10 protein-coding genes are annotated in these 11,353 nt (G+C 55.6%); 1 reads left to right on the top strand and 9 read right to left on the bottom strand.

Annotation, left to right across the window (positions count from 1 at the left end):
- Positions 1-32: 32 nt before the first annotated feature.
- The 9 genes from recC to rppH all read right to left on the bottom strand — a co-directional run bounded on the left by recC (position 33) and on the right by rppH (position 9,952).
- Positions 33-3,410, bottom strand: a complete 3,378-nt coding sequence (recC, locus tag C1N58_RS01335) for an exodeoxyribonuclease V subunit gamma (RefSeq protein WP_054687109.1) — start codon at positions 3,408-3,410, stop codon at positions 33-35.
- A gap of 103 nt (positions 3,411-3,513) precedes the next feature.
- On the bottom strand, positions 3,514-3,840 hold the full coding sequence (locus tag C1N58_RS01330; protein ID WP_205955632.1) for a prepilin-type N-terminal cleavage/methylation domain-containing protein: 327 nt from the start codon (positions 3,838-3,840) through the stop codon (positions 3,514-3,516).
- Positions 3,800-4,204 (bottom strand): DUF2509 family protein, encoded by a 405-nt coding sequence (locus C1N58_RS01325; RefSeq protein ID WP_155550067.1) that lies wholly within the window; start codon positions 4,202-4,204, stop codon positions 3,800-3,802. The genes C1N58_RS01330 and C1N58_RS01325 overlap by 41 nt, the downstream gene beginning before the upstream one ends.
- On the bottom strand, positions 4,201-4,728 hold the full coding sequence (locus C1N58_RS01320; protein ID WP_081011334.1) for a prepilin peptidase-dependent protein: 528 nt from the start codon (positions 4,726-4,728) through the stop codon (positions 4,201-4,203). The genes C1N58_RS01325 and C1N58_RS01320 overlap by 4 nt, the downstream gene beginning before the upstream one ends.
- Positions 4,725-5,195, bottom strand: coding sequence for a prepilin peptidase-dependent protein (locus tag C1N58_RS01315; protein WP_033739681.1), 471 nt, complete (start codon positions 5,193-5,195; stop codon positions 4,725-4,727). The genes C1N58_RS01320 and C1N58_RS01315 overlap by 4 nt, the downstream gene beginning before the upstream one ends.
- Positions 5,196-5,384: 189 nt before the next feature.
- Positions 5,385-6,179 (bottom strand): thymidylate synthase, encoded by a 795-nt coding sequence (thyA, locus tag C1N58_RS01310; RefSeq protein ID WP_054633214.1) that lies wholly within the window; start codon positions 6,177-6,179, stop codon positions 5,385-5,387.
- Complete coding sequence (lgt, locus tag C1N58_RS01305; RefSeq protein WP_033739682.1) at positions 6,176-7,057, bottom strand: prolipoprotein diacylglyceryl transferase; 882 nt, start codon at positions 7,055-7,057, stop codon at positions 6,176-6,178. Before lgt ends, thyA begins: the two co-directional genes overlap by 4 nt.
- A gap of 108 nt (positions 7,058-7,165) precedes the next feature.
- Positions 7,166-9,412, bottom strand: a complete 2,247-nt coding sequence (ptsP, locus tag C1N58_RS01300; protein WP_006120799.1) for a phosphoenolpyruvate--protein phosphotransferase — start codon at positions 9,410-9,412, stop codon at positions 7,166-7,168.
- A gap of 12 nt (positions 9,413-9,424) precedes the next feature.
- The gene (gene rppH / locus C1N58_RS01295) at positions 9,425-9,952 is read right to left on the bottom strand and encodes an RNA pyrophosphohydrolase (protein WP_006120800.1); all 528 of its coding nucleotides are present in this window, start codon (positions 9,950-9,952) and stop codon (positions 9,425-9,427) included.
- 685 nt (positions 9,953-10,637) lie between these two features.
- Between rppH and mutH the strand changes: the two genes are divergently transcribed.
- Entirely contained in the window at positions 10,638-11,315 is a 678-nt protein-coding gene (gene mutH, locus C1N58_RS01290) for a DNA mismatch repair endonuclease MutH (RefSeq protein ID WP_006120801.1), read from the top strand.
- Positions 11,316-11,353 lie beyond the last annotated feature (38 nt).

Raw genomic sequence — 11,353 nt, 5'->3', positions numbered from 1 at the left:
TTTTGATGTTTTCATTACCCGGCAGCGGTCGCTTACCGGTCGTCCTGATGCGCCTGGAGTACCGGTAAATACCAGCATTCAGCCGCGTCGGTTATCTGCTGTATCCGGGGTTCATCCAGTGCCCTGCATAACCGTTGCAGGTAGGGATCGCTTCCCTCACCTTCCTGTTGGTAACCGCCGACCCAGGCGGCAAGCAGAGCGTTACGGGCTTTGAGCTGTGTCGCCTCATCTGTCATAAACTGATGATTTTTCTTGTCAAAACACGCATTAAGCCAGGCACCACCGCTTTTGGTCAGCAACATCAAAGGCTCGCGCATGCCCTGCAGATAGCCTTGCATATAGCGCGCCAGCGCATCAGTCGCCTCATCCGGCGGCACGGCAGGGAAGCACCAGTAGCTGTGCTGTCGGCCAAACATCCGACTTTTACCGTCGCCACCCAGTGCACAATAAACTAAATGTTCCAGCCACAGTAATAAACCGTCATTGATATTCAGCACACCCGGTCGCCAACGCAGCAGGCCATCGCTCTGCACCTGGGTTAACCAGCCGGTTAATGTGACGCCCGCCAGTGCCAGATTGATCTCCCGACTTTCACCCTCACTGCGCTGAGTGATCACCTCTGCGGCCACCTCCTGCATCTCTTCGCGCTGAGCCTGCCAGAACAGCTCGCCAAACGCCCCATAAGGTAAATTGCCGGCGGCGCGGTGATGGGCATAAAGGCGATCGGTGTCCTCTCCTGTTACCAGCGCATTCAGTAGCTGCGCATTGATTTGATAGCGCTCCAGGCTGTCCAGAGCAAAGGGTTCACTGTCGGGCAGTTCATTTTCTTCAAGCCAGAAATTGACCCCCAGGCGCTGCTGAAACCAGGCCCGAACCGGATGACGCCAGAAGCGCAGAAACTGTTCGAAGGCTAATGTCTCTACAGGTGGTGTGCTCAGCGGCTGAACAAAATCAGGCTGGGGCTGACCGGTGCCCTGCGCGGCAGGCAGCCATTCACGAGCAAAGCTGTGTGCCGCTGACGCAGGCTGGAAGTTTTCCGGCGCAAACGGCATCCGGCTGTGTAAATGTTCCAGGTGTGCCCGTACCCGCTGTGCGCTGTCATCCAGTTCCCTGTCCTCGTCGCCAGGCAGGTAAAAACTTTGCCCGATATACTCCAGCAATTCGGTGACCAGCACCGAAGGGTAACGTTCGGTATTGTCCTGAATAGCGCGGCCAATATAGCTGATATAGAGCTGTTGCTGAGCGGAAATCAGGGCTTCCAGAAACAGATAGCGGTCGTCATCACGACGGCTACGGTCACCTTTGCGCGACTGCTGCTGCATCAGGTCAAACCCCAGCGGCGCTAAGGTGCGCGGATAAACGCCGTCGTTCATCCCCAGTAAGCACACCACGCTGAAGGGAATCGAGCGCATCGGCATCAGGGTACAAAAATTGATTTGCCCGGCCAGAAAGCGTTGACTGATCCGCTGCTGATCCAGCCGCCCACGCAGATCGTCGCGCAGGAGCACGACCGGAATCGCCTCATTGAAACGCGCGTCCATACCGTACTCAATCAGCGTCTTCCACTGCTCTTCCACCAGCAGCAATGCCGCTTCTGTTTCGGTATCCGGTGTAAAAAAGGCATTCAGCAGTTCGCGACACAGCGGCAGCCAGGCCTCCAGCGGGCGCGGCTCCGATAAGACCTGTCGCCAGTGATTAAGCCGGGACAGCAGTTCGGCCAGATGGCCCGCCAGTTCGGCGACCAGCCCACTTGATTCGTCATAAGGCAGAATACCTTGCCAGTCGCCATGCTGGCTTTCCATTGCATATCCCAGCAGCATACGTTGCAAACCAAAGCGCCAGGTATGCTGACCGGTGACCGGCAGAGCCAGCGCTTCCACACTGGCATCATCCAGCCCCCAGCGCACGCCTGATTCGCTGACCCAGCGGCGCAACAGACGCAGGCCGCTTTCGTCAATCGAGAAGTGATTCGCTAAGGCCGGGACATCCAGCAGCGCCAGCACATCTTCAGAGACAAACCGGCTGTCCGGCAGTGACAGTAATTGCAGAAACGCGACGATAGCAGGATGCGCCTGACTGGCACGACGGTCAGAAATGGCAAACGGCAGATAGCGTTCTGCCGGGGCGTTTGCAAACACGGCCTGAATAAAAGGCGCGTAAGCGTCAATATCGGCCACCATGACGATAATATCCCGCGCTTTCAGCTCAGGATCGGCTTCCATCAATGCCAGAAGATGATCCTGTAGCACTTCAACTTCGCGCTGCGCACTGTGGCAAACCTGGATGGCAACAGAGCGATCCTGCGGGTCCAGCCGCCGTTTCTGCCCACTGTAAGCCAGTTCATCCGCCGTCAGGCCAATGATTGCCCTGTCCTGCAGATTAAGAAGATCGTGCTGCATGCAGTGCAGCAGGTTGTCTTCTTCGACGTCAACAAACGCATCGATTTCGCTGTTCAGCTCCATCTGGCTGAGCAGGAAGAGGTTATCGCGGCCTAACTTGCCCCAGGAGGCCAGCAGCGGGTTAGTCAGATGTTGTTCCCCTTGCTCACTAAACAGGGCTGGCGCGCGCGCCACATCACTGAATAAACCGCGATATTCTTCCCGGTCATGACGCCGCCGCTGGCGGCTTTGTAGCTTCGCCAGAAACGCATAGTCCTGAATATCGCCCCAGTAATCACGGCAGGGATTGGTAAACAGCAGATAGATATCAACGTGCCGCCCCAGCGCCTGCAACGCCTGTAAATAGACCGGCGGCAGCGCTGAAATACCACAGATAAACACCCGCTGCGGCAGGTTATCAGGTCGGGTTTGTGCCTGCTCAAGCGTGGTAATAAAGCGCGCATAGAGGTTGGCACGATGCCATTTGGGCTGGCCCAGCGCGTCGGTATAGTCGACTAAATCACGCCACAACGCGGCCTGCCACACCTGCGCCTCTCCCAGGCCCTCGATCTGTTGACCGCGTTCCCAGCTGTTAAGCCAGTCCGCGCGGTAAACCAGATACTGGTCAAACAGGTCGGCAATGCGGGCGCTGAGCTGAAAAAGTTTGCGCCTGTCTCCGTCGTCACTCAGATAATGGCGCAGTGAGGCAAACTCGTCCTGCAGCAGCAACGTGGGTAAACGATGCATCAGTTTCCAGCTCATGCTGGCTTTGCTGAAGGCGCTCTCCGGCGGAATGTCTGGCAGGACGCGCACAAACATTTCCCAGATAAAGCTGGCCGGGAGCGGGAATTCGATATTTGCCGCAATGCCAAAGGTGCGCGCCAGTTCCATCTGCAACCACTGCGCCATCCCCGGGCTTTGCACCAGCACCATTTCTGACGCAAAGGGATCGTCAAGCGGATCCAGTTTAATCACTCTCGCTGCCAGACTTTTGAGCAGATCAAGCTGATTAGAGTGATAAACGTGAAACATGCAAACTCCTGTGGAAACACTAAACGGCATGGCGATGGCAGACGGTACTCACTCTACCGCGTATCGCATTTGAAGCCTACCGTGAAAACCCATTCTCATCCGCTCAGCAGTGTAATCGCGTCAGGCTGGCCTGACGTTGATGCGGACCGCTCACCGTAACCGTTTCCAGCGTGCAGCCGTCCGGTCCCGCTTTTTTATCTGACCGGGTTTGCCAGCCCACCACCTCGCGCCCCAACAACCGCTGTTCCGCCACACGCCAGGCTTCACGCTGCTGCCATTGCTGACTAAAGCCGAGCGTTAACACCCGGTGATACTGCAATAAGGCGCTGGTGCTGACGGCCATCAGTAACAGGGCAAACAAGGCTTCCGGCAGGCTGAATCCTGCCGCCTCACAGGCACTGCTCCGGCGCGGATTGCGGGCAATAATCAATCCAGCCCTGTGGCAAGGGACTGATTTTGCTGCCCTCCAGCCTGACCCAGTACCATAACGCCTTATCACCTTTTTGCGTTTCACCTTTAAGCAATCCCTTCTCATCGTCCACGCGATGCAGGCACGCCTGCCAGCCATACTGCGACTCGCGCTGGCAGGTGGCAGGTGGTTGCGCTGGCCACGTTAATGTCAGTCCCCATTGCAGTGCCGACTGGGCCTGCCAAAACCCCTGAATAGCGTGTTGCTCATCGGCGACGATAAACATTCCCTGCGCCAGCATCTCGCGGCTGGCCTGAAGCGTGATGCCGCCTGCCAGCAGGATGACGAGTACCATCCCCAGCGCACTGTTGCCCTCGACGTTCACAGATTCATTCCTTCGACCCGGCTTTCCAGCGTTTCGGTTCGGTTCCCGCTTCGCCCCTGCAGTACAACGGTGACCAGCCGGCCTTCACGGCGCACGTCGAATGCCTCAATCGAAAGGAAAGCCGGATCGGAAAGCCGTTCCCATCCACTGCCGTTGCAGTTATCCACACCACGCTGCATCTCCAGTTGGTGTTGTCGCAGCCGGTAACCGTAGTAATCGCTCTCACTGTGCGTAACCCCTTCCCACTGACCGTTGCTGTTCTCGTCAAACCGGATCAGCACACAGCCTTCGGCTGTCATCAGGCCACCCGTTCCGCACTCCCCGTGGCAATAACCCGCCCGCCGGATCGCTTTTTCCAGCGTGGACAGCATTTGCTGTAACTCCTGACGCAGTTGAACCTGTTGTTGCAGCCTGAGGTTTTCGGCCAACAGTCGCGGCATAAAGCGTCCTGCACTGACCATCAGCACCGCACTGATCGCCATGGCGATGAGCATTTCCAGCAGACTAAACCCGGCCCTTTTCATTCGCAGTCCGCATCGTCAATACGGCAAAGACGAATTCGCGCCCGTGCAGAAATAATCACCCGTATTTTTCCGGCGCGATTGCGCAGCTCAATGCTGCCCGCTTTGGCCACGTTGCGGCGTCCGTAAAAACCCGGCTCGCCACGCAGGGCGTGAAGGGTGATGTCCGCATACGGCGCGATAAAGTGCAGGCGGCTTGCCGTACTGCAGCCATTCTGTGGCGGTGCTGCCACGCCGATACACCAGGGCTGTGTGGGGCGGTGCCACAGCACCAGGTCCCGGTTTTGCGCATTGGCCTGAGCACGGACGCGTAACAGAAAGTGTTGCAGTTGCAGCGCCGTATCGCGAAGCTGTTGACGCTGCTGCCAGCGCTGCCAGCCTTGCGTGGCAAAGGCGCTGAGTATGCCAGCGATTACCATCACCAGCAGCAGCTCCGCCAGCGTAAACCCTTTTGACTGTGATCTTTTCATGGCGGCAGAGTGCCGCAGCAGCGAGCGCTTCAGCAAGCCCGAAAGCCACCTGTTGGAAGCAAAGCTACAGGATTTTTCCTCTGGATAAAGACATGATCAGTGCAAGTGTGCACCGCGCCGCAACATCGCTGTAAAAAAAACGCCCCGGCATGCTGTGGCAAGACCGGGGCGGATGCTGGCGGCGGGTGTTCAGACTGCAACCGGCGCTTTGATGGCGGGATGCGGATCGTAACCTTCAATCTCAAAATCATCGAAGCGATAGTCAAACAGCGAGGCAGGCTTGCGTTTAATCACCAGCTTCGGTAACGGACGCGGTTCGCGCGTCAGTTGCAGGCGCGCCTGCTCCAGGTGGTTGCTGTAAAGGTGCGTATCGCCGCCGGTCCAGACAAAGTCACCGACCTCCAGTTCGCACTGTTGCGCGACCATATGCACCAGCAGCGCATAGCTGGCGATGTTAAACGGCAGCCCCAGGAAAATGTCGCAGGAACGCTGGTAAAGCTGACAGGAGAGCCTGCCATCCGCGACGTAGAACTGGAAAAAGGCATGGCACGGAGCCAGCGCCATTTCATCCAGTTCGCCCACGTTCCACGCCGAGACAATGATGCGGCGGGAATCCGGATCGCGCTTGATCTGTTCAATCACTTTGGTGATCTGATCAATCTCTTCGCCACGGGCGGTGCCCCAGCTACGCCACTGTTTGCCGTATACCGGTCCCAGATTGCCCTGCTCATCTGCCCACTCATCCCAGATAGAGACATTGTTTTCTTTCAGGTAACCAATGTTGGTGTCCCCTTGCAGAAACCACAGCAGCTCATGAATGATGGAGCGAACATGGCACTTTTTAGTCGTGACCAGGGGAAAGCCATCCTGCAGATTAAAACGCATCTGGTGACCAAAAATTGAAAGCGTGCCTGTACCGGTACGGTCAGATTTTGGTGTGCCTTCGTTCAGCACGTAGCGCATTAAGTCCAGATACTGTTTCATTTTTCCTCGTGAAGTTGTTGCTGCGGACGTCGACGGTACGCCCAAATCATCATAATCACACCGGCGATGATCATCGGCAGAGACAGTATTTGTCCCATGCTCAGGCCGCCGGTGAGCAAACCCAGTTGCGCGTCGGGCTGACGGAAGAACTCAACAATAAAGCGGAAGCAACCGTAGCCGATCAGGAACAGGCCTGACACGCTGCCCATCGGGCGGGGTTTGCGAATAAACAGGTTCAGGATAATGAACAACACAATGCCTTCAAGGAACAGTTCATAGAGCTGTGAAGGATGGCGCGGCAGGACGCCATAGGTGTTCAGCAATGCCTGATATTGTGGGTTGTTAGCCGCCAGCGCGATATCTTCGCTGCGCGAGCCGGGGAACAGCATGGCGAAACGGAAATTGGGATCGACGCGGCCCCACAGTTCACCATTGATAAAGTTGCCCAGACGACCGGCGCCGAGGCCGAACGGAATCAGAGGGGCAATAAAATCAGCAACCTGGAAGAAATGACGTTTGGTACGGCGCGCAAAAATCAGCATCACCAGGATGACGCCAATCAGACCGCCGTGGAACGACATGCCGCCATCCCAGACTTTGAACAGGTAAAGCGGATTTTCCAGGAACAGCGGCAGGTTATAAAACAGCACGTAACCGATGCGTCCGCCCAGGAAAACCCCCAGGAAGCCGGCATACAACAGGTTTTCGACTTCCTCTTTTTTCCAGCCGCTGCCGGGTTTGTTCGCGCGGCGCACCGCCAGCCACATGGCGAACACAAATCCCACCAGATACATCAACCCGTACCAGTGAAGCGAAAGCGGTCCGATTGAGAAAATCACCGGATCAAACTGTGGAAATGCGATGTAGCCGTTATTCATCATTCACCGTTTTTTTTCTGCCCTGAAAGGGGACGTGATGCACATAAATTAAGGCTGTGCATCATAGCACAGCCAGTTTTTTGCGTAGTCGCAGAAATGTAACCTGGGTTAACGCCCGCCGCGGATCAGACCGCCCAGACCACGCTGTTCCATAAACGCCGACATCATCTGGCGTACCTCCGTCGCTGACGAGGCTTTAAGCGCCTGGGTGCTGAGCTTCTGCGTTTCTTCGTAATCCAGATGACGCAGCAGGTATTTAACACGCGAGACGTTTTTCCCGTTCATACTGAGGTGGTGATATCCCATTCCCACCAACAGCGCCACGCAGGTCGGATCGCCCGCCATTTCACCACACAAACACAATTCCAGATTCGCCAAATGGGCTTCAACAGAAATGGCCTGCAGTGCACGCAACATGGCCGGATGGAGGGAATCGTACAGATTCGCCACGCGCGTATTGTTACGATCAACCGCCAGCAAATACTGGGTCAGATCGTTGGTGCCTACCGAGATAAAATCAACACGCGAGGCCAGATGCGGGATCATAAACAGCATCGAGGGCACTTCAATCATGATGCCGATGCGCGGCTTAGGAATCGCATAGCCGAGCATCTCTTCCACTTCTGCCCCGGCACGCTGAATCAGCCGTTTGGCCTCGTCGATCTCATCAATGTGGCTGATCATCGGCAGTAAGATGCTCAGGTTGCCGGAGGCGGCATTCGCACGCAGCATCGCGCGCACCTGCACCAGGAAAATTTCCGGTTGATCGAGCGTCAATCGAATCCCGCGCCAGCCCAGACACGGGTTCTCCTCGCTAATCGGCATGTAAGGCAGTTGTTTATCGGCCCCGATATCCAGCGTACGCAGCGTAACGGGCTTGTCGTGAAAGAGCTGTAACATGCCCTGATACTGTGCCACCTGCTCTTCTTCTGACGGGAATCCACTTTGCAGCATAAACGGGATTTCCGTACGGTAAAGACCGATGCCGTCAACCCAACTGCCCTGCGTTTGCTCATGCTCCGGGCTCAGTCCCGCATTAAGCATCACCTGTATGCGCTGACCGCTTCTCAGTTCTGCCGGTCTGTCTACACCGCCTTCAGCCATCTTGCTGAGGGCATTTTCTTCATTGATTAACCGCTGGTACTCCTGCACGATCACCGGTTCAGGGTCGATCAGCAGTTCACCACGATAGCCATCGACAATCAGCAGGCGCTTATTGAGCTGGCCGGGCTGAATGTCTGCGCCCATCACCGTGGGGATCCCCATGGCGCGGGTCAGGATCGCGGCGTGCGAATTCGCGGCGCCGTCACGCACCACAATACCGGCCAGGCGATCATGCGGGATCTCGGCGAGCGTTGTCGCTGTCAGCTCATCGGCTACCAATACAAAGCGTTCGGGCCAGGCATTGACGCCCACCAGGGAATCATCAAGGTGGAACAGCAACCGCTGTCCAAGCACTCGCAGATCGCCCGCGCGCTCTTTCAGATAGCTATCCGTCAGGCTGGCAAACTGCGCGGCAAACTTTTCAATCACGGTTTTGACTGCCCACTCGGCCACGGATCCGCGTTCGATCTCATCGAAGAGATCTTTTTTCAGGCGGGCATCCGTTAACAGGTGCGAGTAGAGATCGAAGATTGCCGCGCTTTCTTTCTGCGCGCTGGCAGAAAAGCGTTTACTGAAGCGACGAAACTCACTGGCGGCTTCACTCATCGCCAGTGACAAGCGCTCACGTTCGCGCAGTGGATCCAGCGTGGAGGCCGCGGAGACCTGATCGAGCAGGGGTTGAGTTTCATCCACCCAGCCCGGCGCAACCGCCACACCCGGCGCGGCCGCGATGGCGCGAACACGGGCCTGCCGATACTGGCCAAAAAGCTGGCTCAGCTGCGATTGTGACAGCAGGGCCGCTAGCTGGGTGGCGAGCGTAACCAGAAAAGACTCTTCGCTTTCGTCGAACTGGCGATGCTCGCGCTGCTGCACCACCAGCACACCCAGAAGCTGGCGGCGGCTGATGATGGGCACACCAAGGAAAGAGCGATAGCGTTCTTCCTTAACGGAGGGGATGTATTTAAAGCTCGGATGGCTCTGCGCATCAGCCAGGTTGATAGGCTCGGCCAGGCGACCGACCAGGCCCACAATCCCTTCATCAAACGCCAGTTTCACCGTCAGGCCACGTGGTTTTTTCAGACCGCGCGTCGCCATCAGGTAATAACAGCGATGATCGTGATCGGCCAGATAAACGGAACAGACTTCCGTTTCCATCGCCAGACAGATCTCATTAACCAGGATGTCGAGTGCTTCGTTCAGACGGGGCGCACTCGCCACCTTTTCAACAATTTCTCGCAACTGAGTGAGCATAAAGGGCGTGGCCTATCCTCTTTTACGTCGATGGGCAGGATGATTTCGCTGCACCGCACTCTCCTGCATGGACATGACAACGCCTGCAAACTCCTTCATCACCCGACGGTACACATCGCGTTTAAAAGAGACAACCTGACGTACCGGATACCAAAAGCTCACCCAGCGCCAGCCGTCGAATTCCGGCGTGCTACTGTGTTGCACATTAATATCTGCATCACTGCACATCAACTGCAGAAGAAACCACTTTTGTTTCTGACCAATACAAACCGGTTTTGTGTCCCAACGCACCAAACGTTTTGGCAATTTGTAGCGCAACCAGTTACGGGTAGATGCAAGTATTCGGACATCCTTTCTGTGTAACCCTACTTCTTCGAACAATTCGCGATACATCGCCTGTTCTGCGGTTTCACCGGGATTGATGCCTCCCTGAGGAAATTGCCAGGAGTGCTGTCCAAAGCGCCTGGCCCATAACACTTGTCCCTGCCTGTTACAAATTACGATACCAACATTCGGGCGGTAGCCATCATCATCGATCACTGGACTACCTCAAAAGCTAAATTTGAATGGTCTGATTGTTTCACACTCCTTACAGGCGGTAAACCACTGGATTCACGGGCAATGGGGACCGTAATCTCGGGATAACTCACAGAAGAATGCAAAGTTATAAACAAAGTACCGAGAAAACATCGATCTTATTCACGTTTTCTGTGGATAGCTTTGTGTAGAACACGGGAGTTAACTGAATAACCCGTTGGGAGGAATCTGAATACGCTTTACTGTGATTCTGAAATAGCCATTGAAATATAAGACTATTTCTCTGATGAGGTTTGAATAAATTCGTCTGAGTGACATTGTATAATGTCCTGCCGCTGACAATTGGCTAAAGATCCACCACCCGGCTTTTTATCCACAGAGATCGGTTCAAGCTTGCAGCAAACCGGCTAATTTTTGCTAAAAAACAGCAAAGTCAAGGCTGTAAATCGAACCAGTAACCCGTCTGATGCCAGGTTATCCCATCTTTCTGTGGATAACTGGTCATAAGATCCTGTTCATTGTTGATAGCAAGTTGGGATAACCTGACCCGTCGTTAACAGCATGAGGCGGTGCATTCTTAAAAAAGCACTATGTTTCATGTTATTATGCGCGCCCTACCCTGCTCATTCCTGTGGAAAACCTGACAGGCCGCAGGGCGCTTATTTTTTAACCATACCGGGTTACGCATATGATCACTCTTCCAGAGCCACCTGAAAACGAATCGGTACTGTTCGCGCGGGCGCAGGCACTGGCAGGTTTACCTTTACACTGTCTGGCAGAACAGGCCGGCATTCCAACGCCAGCCAATCTGAAGCGCGATAAAGGCTGGGTGGGCATGCTGCTGGAATGGCATTTGGGGGCCAGCGCAGGCAGTAAAGCCGAGCAGGATTTTGCGCATCTGGGCATTGAGTTGAAAACTATCCCTGTCGATCGTGAAGGCAAACCGCTGGAAACCACATTTGTCTGCGTTGCACCGCTGACCGGTAACAGCGGCGTGACGTGGGAAAACAGTCATGTTCGCCATAAGCTGGCTCGCGTACTGTGGATGCCGGTTGAGGGTGAGCGTGATATTCCCCCTGGCGAGCGCCGGGTAGGCGCGCCCTTGCTGTGGAGCCCGACGGCACAAGAAGAAGACATGCTGCGTCAGGACTGGGAAGAACTTATGGATATGATTGTGCTGGGTCAGGTGGAACGTATTACTGCCCGTCATGGTGCCTGGCTGCAAATTCGCCCCAAAGCGGCTAACAGCCGGGCCCTGACCGAAGGGATCGGCGAACAGGGACAGCCCATTATGACGTTACCGCGCGGGTTTTATCTCAAGAAAAGTTTTACCGCCCCGCTGCTTGCCCGCCATTTTCTTCTCTGAATCCCCTTTCCCCAGGCCATGCACTATTTAAATGTGAG

Source organism: Pantoea sp. SGAir0180, from assembly GCF_043546245.1.
Note: the sequence above shows the minus strand (reverse complement) of the source record. Positions and strands in the feature narration are given on the sequence as shown.

Excerpts from the sequence above, each read along its gene's own strand:
- recC (WP_054687109.1), bottom strand. The coding sequence starts at position 3,410 with ATGTTTCACGTTTATCACTCTAATCAGCTTGATCTGCTCAAAAGTCTG.
- C1N58_RS01320 (WP_081011334.1), bottom strand. The coding sequence starts at position 4,728 with ATGAAAAGGGCCGGGTTTAGTCTGCTGGAAATGCTCATCGCCATGGCG.
- C1N58_RS01315 (WP_033739681.1), bottom strand. The coding sequence starts at position 5,195 with ATGAAAAGATCACAGTCAAAAGGGTTTACGCTGGCGGAGCTGCTGCTG.
- thyA (WP_054633214.1), bottom strand. The coding sequence starts at position 6,179 with ATGAAACAGTATCTGGACTTAATGCGCTACGTGCTGAACGAAGGCACA.
- lgt (WP_033739682.1), bottom strand. The coding sequence starts at position 7,057 with ATGAATAACGGCTACATCGCATTTCCACAGTTTGATCCGGTGATTTTC.
- ptsP (WP_006120799.1), bottom strand. The coding sequence starts at position 9,412 with ATGCTCACTCAGTTGCGAGAAATTGTTGAAAAGGTGGCGAGTGCGCCC.
- mutH (WP_006120801.1), top strand. The coding sequence starts at position 10,638 with ATGATCACTCTTCCAGAGCCACCTGAAAACGAATCGGTACTGTTCGCG.